Source organism: Micromonospora sp. CNZ297 (assembly GCF_007827625.1).
On record NZ_VISU01000007.1, the window covers coordinates 48,465 to 64,297 of the forward strand.

Annotated in this window: 18 protein-coding genes and 1 tRNA gene; 6 read left to right on the forward strand and 13 right to left on the reverse strand. The window is 73.3% G+C overall.

Features of this window, described 5'->3' with window-relative positions:
- Positions 1–26: 26 nt before the first annotated feature.
- The gene (locus FB454_RS14955) at positions 27–731 is read left to right on the forward strand and encodes a class I SAM-dependent methyltransferase (protein WP_013289245.1); all 705 of its coding nucleotides are present in this window, start codon (positions 27–29) and stop codon (positions 729–731) included.
- A 53-nt stretch (positions 732–784) separates the two neighbouring features.
- Here FB454_RS14955 and FB454_RS14960 read toward each other — a convergent pair whose 3' ends face one another.
- From FB454_RS14960 to FB454_RS14970, 3 genes are all read right to left on the reverse strand, one after another.
- Positions 785–1,318 carry a YbhB/YbcL family Raf kinase inhibitor-like protein gene (locus tag FB454_RS14960; protein ID WP_013477456.1) on the reverse strand — a complete coding sequence of 178 codons (534 nt, stop codon included), beginning with the start codon at positions 1,316–1,318 and terminating at the stop codon, positions 785–787.
- Between the two features lie 40 nt (positions 1,319–1,358).
- Positions 1,359–2,048 (reverse strand): DNA alkylation repair protein, encoded by a 690-nt coding sequence (locus FB454_RS14965; RefSeq protein ID WP_071097409.1) that lies wholly within the window; start codon positions 2,046–2,048, stop codon positions 1,359–1,361.
- Between the two features lie 250 nt (positions 2,049–2,298).
- Positions 2,299–2,385: transfer RNA gene (locus tag FB454_RS14970), tRNA-Ser, on the reverse strand.
- A 503-nt stretch (positions 2,386–2,888) separates the two neighbouring features.
- Between FB454_RS14970 and FB454_RS14980 the strand changes: the two genes are divergently transcribed.
- Positions 2,889–3,863, forward strand: coding sequence for an NAD(P)H-quinone oxidoreductase (locus tag FB454_RS14980; RefSeq protein WP_145823095.1), 975 nt, complete (start codon positions 2,889–2,891; stop codon positions 3,861–3,863).
- Between the two features lie 3 nt (positions 3,864–3,866).
- Here FB454_RS14980 and soxR read toward each other — a convergent pair whose 3' ends face one another.
- On the reverse strand, positions 3,867–4,319 hold the full coding sequence (soxR, locus tag FB454_RS14985; protein WP_145823096.1) for a redox-sensitive transcriptional activator SoxR: 453 nt from the start codon (positions 4,317–4,319) through the stop codon (positions 3,867–3,869).
- Positions 4,320–4,365: 46 nt separating this feature from the next.
- Here soxR and FB454_RS14990 point away from each other — a divergent pair, with 46 nt between their 5' ends.
- Both FB454_RS14990 and FB454_RS14995 read left to right on the forward strand, forming a co-directional pair.
- Positions 4,366–5,049 (forward strand): transketolase, encoded by a 684-nt coding sequence (locus FB454_RS14990; RefSeq protein ID WP_145823097.1) that lies wholly within the window; start codon positions 4,366–4,368, stop codon positions 5,047–5,049.
- Between the two features lie 14 nt (positions 5,050–5,063).
- A complete protein-coding gene (locus tag FB454_RS14995; RefSeq protein ID WP_176739864.1) occupies positions 5,064–5,939 on the forward strand; it encodes a transketolase family protein in 876 nt (291 codons plus the stop codon).
- A gap of 70 nt (positions 5,940–6,009) precedes the next feature.
- Here FB454_RS14995 and FB454_RS15000 read toward each other — a convergent pair whose 3' ends face one another.
- From FB454_RS15000 to FB454_RS15025, 6 genes are all read right to left on the reverse strand, one after another.
- Positions 6,010–6,720 (reverse strand): glycosyltransferase family 2 protein, encoded by a 711-nt coding sequence (locus tag FB454_RS15000; RefSeq protein ID WP_013289252.1) that lies wholly within the window; start codon positions 6,718–6,720, stop codon positions 6,010–6,012.
- A 79-nt stretch (positions 6,721–6,799) separates the two neighbouring features.
- Positions 6,800–7,387: a hypothetical protein gene (locus FB454_RS15005; RefSeq protein WP_013289253.1), complete on the reverse strand. Its 588-nt coding sequence runs from the start codon at positions 7,385–7,387 to the stop codon at positions 6,800–6,802.
- A 58-nt stretch (positions 7,388–7,445) separates the two neighbouring features.
- The gene (locus FB454_RS15010) at positions 7,446–8,894 is read right to left on the reverse strand and encodes a sensor histidine kinase (RefSeq protein WP_145823098.1); all 1,449 of its coding nucleotides are present in this window, start codon (positions 8,892–8,894) and stop codon (positions 7,446–7,448) included.
- A complete protein-coding gene (locus FB454_RS15015) occupies positions 8,887–9,570 on the reverse strand; it encodes a response regulator transcription factor (RefSeq protein WP_013289255.1) in 684 nt (227 codons plus the stop codon). Before FB454_RS15015 ends, FB454_RS15010 begins: the two co-directional genes overlap by 8 nt.
- A gap of 68 nt (positions 9,571–9,638) precedes the next feature.
- Positions 9,639–10,151, reverse strand: coding sequence for a hypothetical protein (locus tag FB454_RS15020; RefSeq protein ID WP_013289256.1), 513 nt, complete (start codon positions 10,149–10,151; stop codon positions 9,639–9,641).
- Between the two features lie 108 nt (positions 10,152–10,259).
- Positions 10,260–11,432 carry a thiolase family protein gene (locus FB454_RS15025; protein WP_013289257.1) on the reverse strand — a complete coding sequence of 391 codons (1,173 nt, stop codon included), beginning with the start codon at positions 11,430–11,432 and terminating at the stop codon, positions 10,260–10,262.
- Positions 11,433–11,531: 99 nt separating this feature from the next.
- On the opposite strand from FB454_RS15025, the gene FB454_RS15030 reads away from it, so the two are divergent.
- Positions 11,532–11,963 carry a PH domain-containing protein gene (locus FB454_RS15030; protein ID WP_186461602.1) on the forward strand — a complete coding sequence of 144 codons (432 nt, stop codon included), beginning with the start codon at positions 11,532–11,534 and terminating at the stop codon, positions 11,961–11,963.
- Between the two features lie 3 nt (positions 11,964–11,966).
- On the opposite strand, the gene FB454_RS15035 is transcribed toward FB454_RS15030, so the two are convergent.
- Together FB454_RS15035 and FB454_RS15040 are read right to left on the reverse strand one after the other, a co-directional pair.
- Positions 11,967–12,908 (reverse strand): rhomboid family intramembrane serine protease, encoded by a 942-nt coding sequence (locus FB454_RS15035; protein WP_186461603.1) that lies wholly within the window; start codon positions 12,906–12,908, stop codon positions 11,967–11,969.
- A gap of 25 nt (positions 12,909–12,933) precedes the next feature.
- Positions 12,934–13,464, reverse strand: a complete 531-nt coding sequence (locus FB454_RS15040; RefSeq protein ID WP_013289260.1) for a peptidylprolyl isomerase — start codon at positions 13,462–13,464, stop codon at positions 12,934–12,936.
- An 84-nt stretch (positions 13,465–13,548) separates the two neighbouring features.
- On the opposite strand from FB454_RS15040, the gene FB454_RS15045 reads away from it, so the two are divergent.
- Positions 13,549–14,388, forward strand: coding sequence for a hypothetical protein (locus tag FB454_RS15045; RefSeq protein WP_145823099.1), 840 nt, complete (start codon positions 13,549–13,551; stop codon positions 14,386–14,388).
- Positions 14,389–14,460: 72 nt separating this feature from the next.
- Here FB454_RS15045 and corA read toward each other — a convergent pair whose 3' ends face one another.
- A complete protein-coding gene (corA, locus tag FB454_RS15050; RefSeq protein ID WP_145823100.1) occupies positions 14,461–15,609 on the reverse strand; it encodes a magnesium/cobalt transporter CorA in 1,149 nt (382 codons plus the stop codon).
- Positions 15,610–15,833 lie beyond the last annotated feature (224 nt).

Genomic DNA, 15,833 nt, shown 5'->3' on the forward strand with positions numbered 1-15,833 from the left:
TCAGTCATATCGTGAGGAATCGACGCATGGCAGAAATCACTGGGGATCAGCGCGTCCAGTCCGAGGTGCTCGAAGGCCTGGCGACGGCTGTCAACCACCGGCAGTGGTTCGTCGAGCTGGCGGTGCCCTACCTCGGTGACAACCCGATCGAGATCGGCAGCGGCCTCGGCGACTACGCCTCCGCCTGGGCCGCGTACGCACCCCGGATCACCGCCACCGAGGCCGACCCGGACCGGCTGATCCAGCTCAAGGAGCGGCTGTCCGACCACCCGGGCGTCGAGGTCCGGCAGATGCTGCTCCCGCACCACGAGCGCGGCGACTACAGCGCGGCCGTCTCCTACAACGTGCTGGAGCACATCGACGACCACGTGGGCGCGCTGCGCAGCATGCGGGACCTGGTCCGCCCCGGCGGCGCCGTGGTCATCATCGTGCCGGCGTTCCAGTTCGCCATGAGCCCCGCCGACATCGCCACCGGCCACGTCCGTCGCTACACGAAGAAGACGCTCGCCGCGGCGATGACCGAGGCGGGCCTCACCGTCGAGCGGATCCACTACGCCAACGCGCTCGGCCTGATCGGCTACTTCATGGCCACCAAGGTCTTCCGGCTGATGCCGAAGGAGGGCCCGATGGTGAAGGTCTACGACACCCTCGTGCTACCAGTCACCAAGGCCGCCGAGCAGCGCGTCCGGCCGCCGTTCGGCCAGTCCGTCTTCGCCGTCGCCCGCGTGTAAGGAAGGGCCCCTTGTTAACAGACGTCTGTTAACAAGGGGCCCTTCCTTACACCTCACTCCTTGATCTGGTACGTCGGGCGGATGACCGCCCGGGCCAGGGTGTGGAACGCCAGGTTGAAGCCGACGAAGGCCGGGCTGGCCCCGGCCGGGATGTCGAGGCGGTCCACGTCCACCGCGTGCACCGCGAACACGTACCGGTGCGGGCGGTCCCCGGCCGGCGGCGCCGCACCGCCGTAGCCGGTGTCGCCGTAGTCGTTGCGGACGCTGAACGCGCCACCCAGATCGGCCTCACGCACGCCGGTGGGCAGCTCGGTGACGGAGACCGGCACGTTCACCAGCACCCAGTGCCAGAAGCCGCTGCCGGTCGGGGCGTCCGGGTCGAAGCACGTGACCACGAAGCTCTTGGTCTCGGCCGGGAAGCCCGACCAGGACAGCTGGGGTGAGACGTTCTCGCCGCCGGTGCTGCCGTGCGCGTACCGCGCGTCCATCGGCTCGCCGTTGTGCACGTCGTCGCTGGTCAGGTCGAACGACGGCACCGTCGGCAGCAGCTCGTACGGGTCCGGGGCGATCGGTCGTTCCAGGGTCATCGAAACGGTCCTTCCGGGTACGCGAATGTCCTGCGCCCCTTCATACCCCGTTGTCCGCGCCACCGTGCTGTCGGCGCACCATCTCGTTGATCCAGACCGGCGCGTACGGCGACGTGCATCCCGGCGGCGTCGGATAGTCCTTGAGCACCCCGAGCCGCTCGCCGATCCCGATCGCGCGGTCCCGGTACGCAGGGTGCTCGATCCCGATCTGCGCCAGGCAGTGGTTCATCGCCCACTGGAGGCGCTCCGGCGCGCCCGCCATCTCCGCCTCGATCACGTCGAGCAGGCCGGCCAGGTCCAGCCCGTCCGGATTCCGCGCCACCCGCTCGGTGGTCAGCGCCCAGCCGGCGCTCGCCACCACCGGATCCCTGTCGGCCGACCAGGCCAGGCGCAGTGGCTCGGCGTGCGGGCTCTTCTTCACCACGTAGTTCACGAGCCAGTCGTGCACCTTCGGCGTACGCGCCTCGCGCAGCATGGCGTCCAGCTCGTCCCGCCCGTACGCCTTCGGCCGGCAGATCAGCATCGCGAGCAGCCGGGCCGCGCTGTCGCCGGTCGCCCACAGCTCGCGGGCCAGCTCCTGCTGCGTCTTCAGCCGCTTCGCGACCGCCCGCAGCTTGCCCAGGTTGACCCCGTGATCGTCACCGTGGCGCTCGTTCACCGCACGGATCTTCGGATCGTCGAGCGCGGCCAGCTCGGCCGTCACCCCGGCCACCGTCGTCGTCTCCGCCATCCCGGCCTCCCGTCGTCGCCGCACCCCGCACCCCGCACCCTACGACCGCCCGGGCCGCCGGGCCGCCGGGCCGCCGGGCCGCCGGGCCGCCGGGCCGCCGGGCCGCCGGAGAAGAGAACACCCGAGGCCCTTATGCCTCTCGGTCATATTTATGACCCAATGGCATGAGCCGCATAGGCGATGGTTACTTCCGGGGCGACACGCCGATGCGTCCGCACGCGCGGCCGGCCGACGGCGAGGTGGGAGTGGGCGGAGGGTGTGGGATTCGAACCCACGAAGACATCGCTGCCTTACCGGTTTTCAAGACCAGCGCCATCGGCCACTAGGCGAACCCTCCCGGCACGCCCCCGAGGGGTGCGCGACCGGGGACCAGTCTGCCACGAACCCCGTACCGGGCAAGCCGCCGTCCCACCTCCCTTGCGCGAATGTGGGCGTGCGGGAGAGCCCGGCAGTGGTGCTGATCAGCGGAATCATGGCAGCCGGCAGGTCCACAGTGGCCGAATGGCTGGCGCGGCGGCTGCCCCGTGCGGTGCACCTGCGCGGCGACGTGTTCCGCCGCATGATCGTCAGCGGACCTGCCGGCCATGATCGGCCGGATCCGGCACCGGCCGCTGGCCGTGGTGGTGCTCGCGCCGCGCCCCGAGGTGGTCGCCGCCCGCGAGCGGGACCGGTCGAAGAAGGGGTACGGCGACTGGCCGGTGGCGGACCCGACGCCGGGTTCCGCGCCGACACCCCCGGATCAGGCTCTGGCTGGACACCTCCGGCCAGACCCCGGAGGAGACGGTGACGGAGATCCTCGCCCGCGCGTGGACCGACGGGCAGATCGGGTAAGACTGAGTCATGCGCGCGATCACGATCAGCGAACCCGGCGGACCCGAGGCGCTCGTCTGGACCCACGTGCCGGATCCGGAGCCCGGTCCCGGCGAGGTGATCGTGGAGGTGCGGGCGAGCGCTGTGAACCGGGCCGACCTGTTGCAGCGGCAGGGGCACTACCCGCCGCCGCCGGGCGCGTCCGCGTACCCCGGTCTGGAGTGTTCGGGGACGGTGCGTGCGCTCGGTCCCGGCGTGACCGGCTGGTCGGTGGGCCAGGAGGTCTGCGCGCTGCTCGCCGGCGGCGGCTACGCCGAGCAGGTCGCGGTGCCGGCCGGGCAGTTGCTGCCGGTGCCGGCCGGGGTGGACCTGGTCGACGCGGCGGCGCTGCCGGAGGTGGCGTGCACGGTCTGGTCGAACGTGGTGGACCTGGCCCGGCTGACCGAGGGGGACACGCTGCTGGTGCACGGCGGCGGCAGCGGGATCGGGACGTTCGCGATCCAGCTCGGCGTGGCGCTCGGCGCGACTGTGGTGGTGACCGCCCGCCCGGCCAAGCACGAGCGGCTGCGCGAGCTGGGCGCCGCGCACACGATCGACTACCGCGAGCAGGACTTCGTCGACGAGGTACGCCGGGTCACCGACGGCCGGGGCGCCGACGTGATCCTGGACATCATGGGCGCGTCCTACCTGCCCCGGAACGTGGCGGCGCTGGCGACCGGCGGGCGGCTCGTGGTGATCGGCATGCAGGGCGGGCGCAAGGGCGAACTCGACCTGGGGATGCTGCTGGCGAAGCGCGCGGCGGTGCACGCGACCGCGCTGCGGTCCCGCCCGGTGGAGGGGAAGGCGGCGATCGTCCGGGGCGTACGCGAGCAGGTGTGGCCCCTGGTGGAGGCGGGCCGGATCCGGCCCGTCGTGCACGCCCGGGTGGACATGGCCGACGCCGCCGCCGCGCACCGCCTGGTGGAGACCAACGACCACCTGGGCAAGGTGCTGCTGGTCCGGTAGGGGTCAGCCCTGGCCGGGGCGCGGGAGCATGAGGCGCGGGCCGGGGCCCTCGGCGGCGAGCGAGTCCTCCGGGTTGTAGAGCGTGCAGCGCTGCAAGGACAGGCAGCCACAGCCGATGCAGCCGTCCAGGTCGTCGCGGAGCTTGCCGAGCAGCCGGATCCGCTCGTCCAGCCGGTCCCGCCAGTCGCGGGACAGCGCGGCCCAGTCGTCGGGCGTGGGGGTACGCCCCGACGGCAGCGAGTCGAGCGCCGCCCGGATCTCCTCCAGCGACACACCCACCTGCTGGGAGATCCGGATGAACGCGACCCGGCGCAGCTCGGTACGGGCGTAGCGGCGCTGGTTCCCGCCGGTGCGGGCGGCGTGGATCAGGCCGAGCCGCTCGTAGTAGCGCAGCGCCGAAGGGGCGACACCACTGCGGTCGGCGAGCTGCCCGATGGTCAGTGTTGCTTCGTGCATCACACGGCCTTGAGTTGAAGTTCGCTTCAAGTCCGAGGCTATCGGTATGACGACGACCACCGCCACCGACCTGGGCGCGCTCCTGGACCGGGTACGCGCCGGCCGCGAGTTCGGCGCCAACGTGTACTCGACGCTCGACGTGCTCCAGGTGCTCTACGACCGGGTGCTCCGGATCACCCCGGCCACCGTGTCCGACCCGGACCGGGACCGCTTCCTGCTCTCCAAGGGCCACGCTGTCGCCGGGTACTACGCGCTGCTCGCCGCCCGCGGTTTCCTGCCGGCCGAGTGGCTGGACGACCAGGGCGGCCCGGCGAGCCGGCTCGGCGACCACCCGGACCGGACGCTGGTGCCGGGGGTGGAGATCGGTTCCGGTTCACTGGGCCACGGGCTCGGGCTGGGCGTGGGCACCGCGCTCGGGCTGCGGGCCCAGGGCCGCACCGGCCCCCGGGTGTACGTGCTGCTCGGCGACGCCGAACTGGACGAGGGCTCCAACCACGAGGCGATCGCGTACGCGGGCGCGACCGGGCTGGGCAACCTGACAGCGATCGTGCTGGACAACCGCTCGGCCACATACGGCTGGCCGGGCGGCGCGGCGAGCCGGTTCACGGTGAACGGGTGGAGCGCCGCCACAGTCGACGGGCGCGACCACGACGCCCTGCACGCCGCCCTCACCGGGCACGACGATCACCGGCCGCACGTCGTCGTCGCGGTCGTCACGGACGGGGAGTGAGCATGACCAGCACCATGCGGGACGCGTTCGTCACCAGCACCGAGGAGGTGCTCGCCGATCCGCGGACGACAGTCGTGCTCGCCGACATCTCCGCCGCCGCGTTCGAGCCAGCCGCCGCCCGGTACCCGGACCGGGTGATCAACGTGGGCATCCGGGAACAGTTGATGATCGGGGTGGCCGGTGGGCTGGCGCTGACCGGGCAGCGGCCGGTCGTGCACAGCTACGCCCCGTTCCTGGTCGAGCGGGCGTACGAGCAGATCAAGCTGGACCTCGACCACCAGGACGTCGGCGCGGTGCTCGTCGGCATCGGCGGCTCGTACGACCGGGCGGCGGCGGGACGCACCCACCTCGGGCCGGCGGACGTGGCACTGCTGGACACGCTGGACGGCTGGACAGTGCATGTGCCGGGGCACCCGGACGAGGTCCGGCCGCTGCTGCGCGACGTGGTGTGCGGGCAGGACTCGGCGTACCTGCGGTTGTCCGTCCGGACCAACGTGCAGGCGTACCCGCGGGCGGGTGACCTGCACGTGGTGCGCGACGCCGGGCCGGGCGCTCCGCTGCTCGTCGCGGTCGGTCCGGTGCTGGACGCGGCGGTGGCGGCGACGGCCGACCGGCCGGTCACTGTGGCCTACACCCACCGGCCGCGACCGTTCGACACGGCCGGGCTGCGGGCGCTCGCCGGGACCGAGGTGATCCTGGTCGAGCCGTACCTGGCGGGCACGTCGGCGCGGGTGGTGTCGGAGGCGCTGGCCGACCGGCCGCACCGGCTGCTCGCGCTCGGGGTGGGCCGCAAGGACCTGCGCCGCTACGGCAGCGCCGAGGACCACGAACGCTGGCACGGCCTGGACGCTGCGGGGCTGCGCCGCTCGGTCGACGCGTTCCTCACCTGAGCGGGCCGGACACGGCGGAACCCCGCGACCTCGGTTCGTGCCGGGCTCGCGGGGTTCCGTCGGTGCGGACTCAGTGCGCGGTGGCGGGACCGGCCGGGCGGCGGCGGGCGCGCTCGCGGGCCAGGATCCAGATCGCCTCGACGCCGTCCTTCCAGGTGATCTTCTTGCCCTCCTCGCGGCCCCGGGCGCGGTAGCTGATCGGCACCTCGTACGGGCGGATGCGGCGGCGCAGCAGCTTGCCGGTGACCTCCGCCTCCATGCCGAAGCCCCGGGAGCGGACCTGGAGCGAGCGGTACAGCTCCAGCGGCATCAGCTTGAAGCAGGTCTCCAGGTCGCCGATGTAGGAGTTGTAGAGCACGTTCGCGGCGAGCGTGACGCCCTTGTTGCCCATCACGTACCAGAAGCTGTACGAGCTGTGGCTCCCGAAGGTCCGATTGCCGTAGACGACAGTCGCCCGGCCGTCGAGCACCGGCTCCAGCAGGCGCGGGATGTCCTGCGGGTCGTACTCCAGGTCGGCGTCGAGGATGACCATGTACTCGCCCTCGGCACTGTCGACAGCCGTCTTGATGGCCGCGCCCTTACCGGCGTTGCGCTGGTGGGTGATCACCCGCAGTCGGGCGTCGTCCACGCGGCCGAGGATCTCACCGGTGCCGTCCCGGCTGCCGTCGTCCACGACGACGAGCTCGATCTCGCAGGGGTAGTCGACTGCCAATGCCTGCTTGAGGGCATCCGCGATACGTTCTTCCTCGTTGTAGACCGGCATGAGGATCGAGAGCTTCACGGAATCTCCACGGAGGCGATGGCAGGTCGGGGCATAGCGTAGCCTGGCACATTGCTCAGGTCACGACAGCCCAGGCACCCTATTCCTGGCGAAGTGGCACCACCACGAGCCGGGCCACGCTCTTGTCGCCGTCCTTCGCGCCGGCCACCCCGACCGTCGTACCGATCTTGATGTCGGTCGATCGGATCGTGGTCCGCCGCTCGACCACCCGCAGTTTCTCGCCGAACGTCCACGTCGCCGTGAAGCCGTCGGTGGACTTCACGGTCATCGACCTGCCGTCGATCGCGGTCACCTCGCCGCGCTGGACCGCGACGGTCTTCGTACCGCCGTCCCTGGTCCGCACCACCGCCTCGCCGTGCAGCGTGTTGCGCCGCAGCAGCACCCGGGCGCGGTGCCGCTTGTGCCCGTCCTTCGCCCGCTCGCCCTTGCCGTCCGGCCCGGCCTGCGGCGTGCCGGAGGGTGCCGGGGCGGCGACCGGATCCACGTCCAGTTCGTCGGCGTCGACGCCGAGCGCGGCGAGCGCCTGGCCGTCCACGCCCAGGGCGGCGCTCACCTCGACCGCGTCGTCCGGCGCCGCGCCGGGGCGGCTCACGCCGCACCCGGCGAGCCCGAGCGCCGCGGCGGCGAGCAGTGCGGTGGCGCCGGTGACGATTCGCTGACGTCTCATCTGTGGTCCTCTCCTCGCGGTGACGACCCGAGCGTTCCGCACCGACGCGAGGGGACGGTCAAGCCGATGTTCGAGCCGCGTAAGGATCCGCCGGCACCCGGACGGTGAAGGCGGCCCCGCCCTCCGGGGCGTTCCCCGCGGCGATGTCCCCGCCGAGCCGGCGGACCAGCCCGGCGGCGAGCGCCAGGCCCAGCCCGCTGCCCACCTTGCGCACCCCCCGGTACCGCTCGTGCAGCGCGCCCCGCTCGAACGCCACCCTCAGGTCGTCGTCGGTGAAGCCGGGTCCGCCGTCGCGGACCTCCAGCACCCCGCCGCCCGCCGGACCGTCCGTGCGGACCGCGAGCACGACCGGCGCCCCCGGAGGCACGACCCGCAGCGCGTTCTCCAGCAGCCCGTCCACCACCTGCCGGATCCGGCCCGGATCGGTGTACGCCGGCACCGGCACACCCGGCGTCTCCAGCCGGAACGGCACCCCGAGCGCCGCGCATCGGCCGGACCATGCGCGCTCCGCGTCGGCGGCGAGCCCGGCCAGGTCGACCGGCACCGGTTCCAGGGGGAAGTCGACCGCCTCCAACCGGGCCAGCGCCAGCAGGTCGCGGACCAGCCGGTCCAGGTGTTCGGCCTCGGCGAGCACGGTCCGGCCGGTCGCCGGCACGGCGTCGGCCTCGATCACGCCGTCGGCCAGCGCCTCGGCGTAGCCGCGGATGGCGGTCAGCGGGGTCCGCAACTCGTGCGAGACGGAGAGCAGGAACTCGCGCTGCCGCCCCTCGCTCGTGGCGAGCGCGGCGGCCAGGCCGTTGAGCGCGTGCGCCAGATCGGCCACCTCGTCGGGCGGCTCGACCGGCACCCGGACCGCCCGGTCCCCGGCGCGCAGCCGGGCGGCGGCGGTGGCGGCGGTACGGATTGGCCGGGCCAGCCGGCGGGCGAGCAGCAGTCCGGCGGCCGCCCCGGCGGCGAGTCCGGCGAGCAGCGGCAGCCAGAGTCCGCGCAACACCTGCCGCCAGGGCGCGGCGCTGCGGGCCCGGGTCAGCACCACACCGTCCCCGCCGGGTAGCGACCGCGCCTCGACCAGCCGACGTTGCCCCTCGACGAGCCGGCGGCCGGAGACGTTCTCGCCGCCGGCCACCCGCGTCACCAGCGGCCGGGGCAGGCCCGGCCGGTCGGCCCGGCCGTCCCGGATCACGTACACGTCGATCTGCTGCTGGCGCAGTTGCCGGATGAGCCGGTCCCCGGCGCCGTCGCGCTGGCGTACCGGCCGCACCCGGAGCACGTCGGCGGCGAGCCGGGCCTGGGCGGCGAGCGCCTCCTGGTCCCGGCGTTCCGCGCCGCGTACCGCGAGGGGCACCGCGACGAGCGCGGTGACGAGCACCGACACCAGCGCCACCGCGCAGGTGGCGAGCACGGCGCGCGCGGTGAGCGTCCGCCCGGGGCGGCGGCCGCTGCGGGCCGGACCGGTGGGCGGCATCGCCACGGTGGGCGGCGTCGGCACTGTGGGCTGCTCAGGCATCGGCGGCGTACCCGACGCCCCGATGGGTGCGGATCACGCTGTCCGGGCCGAGCTTGGCCCGCACCTGCGCCACGTGCACGTCGACGGTCCGGGTGCCGGCGTGCGCCGCGTACCCCCACACGCCCGCCAGCAGCTCCTCCCGTGTGAACACCCGGCCGGGACGCGCCATCAGGTGGGCCAGCAGGTCGAACTCGGTGGAGGTGAGCTGCACCGGCGTACCGCCGGCCGTCACGGTCCGCCGGGCCGGGTCGAGTGTGACGGCGCCGAGCGTGCGGGGCTGCTCGGCCGGCACGCCGGCGGTGCGGCGCAGCACCGCCCGCAGCCGGGCGAGCAGTTCGCGCGGGCTGAACGGCTTGGTGACGTAGTCGTCAGCGCCCAGTTCCAGCCCGACGACGCGGTCCACCTCGTCGTCCCGGGCGGTGAGGAAGATGACAGGCGTCCAGTCACCCGCCGCGCGCAGGCGGCGGCAGATCTCGGTGCCGGCCAGGCCGGGCAACGCGATGTCGAGCACGCAGGCCACCGGGCGCAGGCGCCGCGCGGCGGCCAGCCCGGCCTCGCCGTCACGTTCCAGGTGTACGCCGAACCCGTCCCGGGTCAGGTAGAGCCGGACCAGGTCGGCGATGGCCGGCTCGTCCTCCACCACGAGGACGAGCCCGGGCGGGGCGGCGGTGGTCACCGGCTCATGATGACCGACCCGCGACCGCCCGGCCGGTCAGGGAATGTTCGGATCAGGTAAGGAGGACGTCAGCGGGCCGGGGCGGGCCGCAGCACCGTCGGCCGGGCGCCCGCCGGCGACTCGCCGATGGTCGCCACCACCCGCTCGGCGGGCGTACGCAGGCGGGTCCGGAAGGCGTGGTTGAGCAACGCGTCGAGCTGCCACACCTGCTTCGGGTGGTGGGTACGCAGGACGAAACGCTCGCGTACCCCGTCGATCGCGGTGGCCGCCAGCTCCACGCTGTGCGCGCGGGCGTCGGGGCTCCACGTCACGTTGCTCAGCTCGCGCAGTTCGGTGTTGAGGTGCAGGCGCAGCCGGTGCAGCACCCGGGTCTGCCGGGTGACCACCAGCCGCCGGTGGGTGAGGAGCATCAGGTAGTCGCCGCCCACCGGGTCGTCCGGGCGGCTGCACCGGGTCACCAGGATGGTCGCGTCGCCGGAGCCGACGCATCGGCGGAACACCGGCATGTGCCGGGTGACGGTCTGGGTCGCCAGGCCGGTCTCGGCGGCGGCCGGAAGGAACGTTCGCGAGAACACGTCCATGCCCGGTCCAACGAGCCGATGACCAGGGGTGATATGGGTCACGCCCGATTTCTGGAACTTCCACACGTGCAAGTCGCACCAGTGGTGCGACACCGGCGGCCGGTCGGATCAGAGCAGCTCGACGATCGTGGCGTTGGCCATGCCGCCGCCCTCGCACATGGTCTGGAGGCCGTAGCGGATGCCGTTGTCCCGCATGTGCTGGAGCATCGTGGTCATGATCCGCGCGCCGGAGCCGCCGAGCGGGTGACCGAGCGCGATCGCCCCGCCCCGCGGGTTGAGCCGCTCCGGGTCCGCCTCGGTCTCGGCCAGCCACGCCAGCGGCACCGGGGCGAACGCCTCGTTCACCTCGTACACCCCGATCTCCTCGATGCCCAGCCCCGCGCGGCGCAGCGCCTTCGCGGTGGCCGGGATCGGCGCGGTGAGCATGGTGACCGGGTCGTCGGCGGCGACCACGGCGGTGTGCACCCGGGCCAGCGGGCGCAGGCCGTGCCGGCTGGCCCACTCGGCGGTGGTGACCGCGAGCGCGGCGGCGCCGTCGGAGATCTGCGACGCGGACCCGGCGGTGACCACGCCGTCGGCGCGGAACGGGGTGGCCAGCTCGCCCAGCTTCGCCAGCGAGGTGTCGCGGCGGATGCCCTCGTCGGCGGAGAACTTGCCGCCGTCGGCGAGCGCCACCGGCGCCAGCTCGGCCTCGAACGCGCCCGCGTCCTGCGCGGCGGCGGCCTTCTCGTGGCTGGCGAGCGCGAACTCGTCGAGCTGGGTACGCGAGAAGCGCCACCGCTGCGCGATCAGCTCGGCCCCGACGCCCTGGTTGAACGGCAGCGGGGAGTCCTCCGCGACGCCCTCGACGCCGCGGTAGCGCTCCAGGATCGCCGCGCTGAACGGCATGCCGCCGGCGACGCTGGAACCCATCGGCACCCGGGTCATCGACTCGACGCCACCGGCCACGACCAGGTCGGCCTGGCCGGAGAGGACCGTCGCGGCGGCGAAGTGCAGCGCCTGCTGGCTGGAGCCGCACTGGCGGTCGAGCGTGGTGCCCGGGACCGACTCCGGCCAGCCGGCGGCGAGCACGGCGTTGCGGGCCACGTTCCAGGACTGCTCGCCGACCTGCGACACACAGCCCCACACGACGTCGTCGACCTGGCCCGGGTCGATGCCGGTGCGCTCGGCGAGCGCGCGCAGCACGTGCGCCGAGAGGTCGACCGGGTGCACTCCGGCGAGGCTGCCCTTGCGCCGCCCGACCGGGGTCCGTACCGCGCCGACGATGACCGCGTCACTCATGTCTACTCCCCGGTAACCTCGCTTGCCCCGATCCTACGTGCTGATCCGACCGGTCGTCCTCCCCCGGCGTCCGGCAGGTGCGGCTGGCATGCTGGGCGGATGGATCCACAGTCGCCGCCGATCAGGCAGTGGCGGGTGCCGCGCGAGGTGCCGGTGCTCAAGGCGGTGGGCGCGCTCGCGCTCGTCGCCCTGGGGCTGGTGTTCGCCGGCGGTGACCCGGTCCGTCCGGCGCTCGCCGGACTGGCCGCCGCCGGTCTGCTCGCCTGGGCGCTGCGCGACGTGGTCGCGCCGGTCCGCCTCGCCGTCGACCCGGACGGGCTCACCGTGCTGCGGGGATTCGCCGGGCGGCGCCGGCTGCCGTGGGACGCCGTGGAGGCGATCCGCCTGGACCGGCGCAGCCGGCGCGGGATCACCGCCGAGACGCTGGAGATCGACGCCGGGGAGTCGCTGCACCTGTTCGGCCGCCGCGACCTGGACGCCCCGCTGGACGAGGTGGCCGCGGCACTGGACGAGGCCCGCCCCGCGCGCTGAGGCTCAGCCGAGCAGCGCGGCGGACCGGACGAGCGTCAGGCCGATCAGCGCGACCAGCACGATCGCGCAGCCCGCGACCTGGAACAGGGTGCGCCGCGACCGTGGGGCGTACGCCAGGACCAGCGCCACCAGCGCGCCGGCCACCAGACCGCCGAGGTGCCCGGCCACCGAGATGCTCGGCACGGTGAACGTGAAGATCAGGTTGATCACCAGGATCGGCACGATCACCGAGGTGTCCCGGCCGAGCCGCCGCATGATCACGAAGACGGCGGCGAACAGGCCGAACACGGCGGTCGAGGCGCCGGCCGTGAACCGGTTCGGCTCGGTGAAGACGTACGCGGCGACGTTGCCGCCGAGCCCGGCGAGCAGGTAGAGCGCCAGGAAGCGCAGCGGCCCGAGCACCGCCTCCAGCGTCCGGCCGAGCACCCAGAGCGCCCACATGTTCAGCAGCAGGTGCAGCACGCCGTAGTGCAGGAACATGGCGGTGACCAGCCGGTACCACTCGCCGTCGGCCACCCCGCCGACGTGCCCGTCGGGGAAGCGCGCCAGGCCCAGCACCGCCCCCCACTCGGTGAGCGGCGTCCCGTTGCCCATCAGGCCGCCCAGGCCACCGCCGGCCACGGCGGTACCGCTGCGGGCCGAGAGGATGGACAGCAGCATCATCACCACGTTCAGCGCGATCAGCGCCTTCGTGACGTTGCCCTGGCGGCCGGCGGCACCGCCACCGAAGGCGGTACGCGCCGGCCGCACGCTGCGGCGGCCCTCGGCGACGCACTCCGGGCACTGGTGGCCGACGGAGGCGTCCCGCATGCACTCGGTGCAGATCGGCCGGTCGCACCGGGTGCACCGGATGTAAGTCTCCCGGCCGGGGTGCCGGTAGCAGACCGGAGTGGTCGGCACCGGACCCCCGGTGGCGTCGCCTGGCTGGCCGGAGCGCTCAGTCATGCGAGCAAAGGTACCCGCGTGCCGCTCAGGACTGCTTGTGCTCGATCTCGACGCGCTCGATCACCACGTCCTGGATCGGCCGGTCGCTCGGGCCGGTCGGGGTGTTGGCGATCGAGTCGACCACCTTCGCGGACTGCTCGTCGGCCACCTGGCCGAAGATGGTGTGCCGGTTGTTCAGGTGTGGCGTGGGCGACACCGTGATGAAGAACTGCGAGCCGTTGGTGCCCGGCCCGGCGTTCGCCATCGCCAGCAGGTACGGCCGGTCGAAGCGCAGCTCGGGGTGGAACTCGTCGGCGAACTTGTAGCCCGGACCACCGCGGCCGGTGCCGGTCGGGTCGCCCATCTGAATCATGAAACCGCTGATCACGCGGTGCGAGACGGTGCCGTCGTAGTACGGCCCGCTGCCCGGCTGACCGGTACGCGGGTCGATGTACTCCCGGGTGCCCTCGGCCAGCTCCACGAAGTTGCGGACGGTCTTCGGTGCGTGGTTCGGGAAGAGCTCCAGCCGGATCGGGCCGGCGTTGGTGTGCAAGGTGGCGTAGACAGCCTCGGCCACGGGTACTCCTCACTCGTAGTTCAGTTCCTTGCGGATCCTCCCATGTGCCCGATCTGGCCATGCGGAGGCATTCGAAGGTGGAGGATGACGAAGGAACAACTCCCAGGAGGTGGGACCGTGTTTGGAATCGGGCGGCGAAAGACCCAGGGCCAGCTCGCGAGGGTCGAGCTGAACCAGGGCATCGGTCACCTGAGGCAGGCCGTCACGCACGCGGCGAAGGGGGCCGGCGCCACTGTCGGCCCGCGGGTCCAGGCAGCCCGGGTCGCCGTCGCGCCCACCGCGGTCCTGGTCCGGGACCGCGCGTCCAGCGGGTTCGCGTCGACCGCCGCGGCGCTCGCGCCGGTGCTGCTGGCCGTGCGCAACGCCCGGGTCGAGGCCGCCGGCAAGGCGTCGAGTGGCCGCAAGGTGATGGCCGCGAAGCAGTCCGCGATGACGAAGAAGGCGAAGAACATGAAGGCCGGAAAGAAGAAGCAGCGCAGGTCGCGGGGCATGACCGCGGGCCTGCTGGTGGCCGGCACCGTCGCCGGCCTGGCCGGTGCGATGGCCATGCGCCGTCGCCGCGAGCAGCAGGAGTGGGCCGAGTACGACCCGACCGGCACGCTCGGCGCGACGGGCACGCTCGGCACGACCGGTCACGACAAGCTGGAGCCGATGCGGGAGGACGTGGACACGATCGTGGTGGAGACCCCGGACGCGAGCGCGAAGGTGACGCAGGCCGGCCCGACCGGCGCCGGTTCCTCGGCGGTGGCCAACGGCAGCAGCGCGTCGACCGCCACCTCCGGCAGCCAGCCGGTGATCCACCCGAACGACCAGGTCCCCTCCGTCGCCGAGGGCGCCCGGGACGCCTCCGGCCGCCCGGCCGACGACATCACCAAGGCCGTGCAGGCCGGCAAGAACGCCGCGAAGGCCGGCGGTCGCCGCTGACCTCGTACCGTCGGATCAGCGCCGGCACGCGGGACACCCCGCGTGGCCGGCGCTTCCGCGTGTACGGGACGGCTACAGCCAGCCGTTGCGGCGGAACAGGCGGTACAGCGTGAAGGACGCCGCGAGCATCAGCGCCCAGACGCCCGGATAGCCGTACGTCCATTTCAGCTCGGGCATGTTGTCGAAGTTCATGCCGTAGATGCCGGCGATCGCCGTCCACACCGCACCGATCGCGGCCCAGGCGGCGATCTTGCGCATGTCGTTGTTCTGGTCGACGGTGACCTGGGCCAGCCGGGCCTGGAGGATCGAGTTGAGCAGGTCGTCGTAGGAGTTCACCTGCTCGACCGTGCGGCTGAGGTGGTCCTGCACGTCGCGGAAGTAGCGCTGCACCTCCTGCGGCACCGCGCGGTTGACCTGCGAGGTGAGCGTCATCAGCGGGCGCTGCAACGGCGCCACCGCCCGCTTGAACTCGACCAGCTCCCGCTTCATCTGGTAGATCCGCTGGATCCGCCCGCTGCTCTGCCGGTCGAAGACGTCCGCCTCCAGCACGTCGAGGTCGTCCTCCAGCCGGTCGGCCACCTCCAGGTAGAGGTCCACCACGCGGTCGGTGATCGCGTACGCGACCGCCCACGGGCCGTGCCGCAGCAGGTCCCGCTTCGCCTCCAGGTCGGCGCGCACCGGCGCCAGCCGGCAGGCGTCGCCGTGCCGCACGCTGATCACGAAGTGCGGCCCGATGAAGAGCATCACCTGACCGGTCTCCACCACCTCGGAGTTCTCGGTCAGCTCGGCGTGCTCGCAGTAGCGGGCGGTACGCAGCACCAGGAAGACGATCTCGCCGAAGTGTTCCAGCTTCGGGCGCTGCTGGGCCTTGACCGCGTCCTCCACCGCCAGCTCGTGCAGGCCGAAGGTGGCGGCGATCTCGGTCATCTCGGCCAGGTCCGGCTCGTGCAGACCGAGCCAGACGAAGCCGTCCCGCTCCTGCCGGGCGGCGGCCAGGGCCTCGGCGTACCGGGGGTGGCCGGGGCGGCGCTCGCCGTCGACGTACAGCCCGCAGTCGACGATGCCGCTGCGCTCCGGGCCGGCCGGCTGGGCCGTACGCGGGGAGCCGTCGGCGTTGAGGATGCGGGACATCGCGCGGACCGGGGCCGACCAGGCGCGGGGGCGCAGTGCCCGGCTGCCGTCGGTGCCGGCGGTTCGGTCGCGTGCCACCCGGTCCGTCATCTCTCGCCCCCTTCCCCTAGAGCTGCGGCTTGCAGGTTACGCCGACCGGCGGGAAGCGCAGCGCGGGCGCGGGTGCGGGGGACGGGCGGTTGCGACGGGCGTCACGCGGCGGCGCCGGGCGGGCCGGGCCGCGTCAGGGGGGTGAGGGGCGACACGGCCCACCCGGCACCCCTTGGGGGCGGGAGTGATGCTGGGCGTGCCGCCGGCCCGGCCGGTCGTCCGGC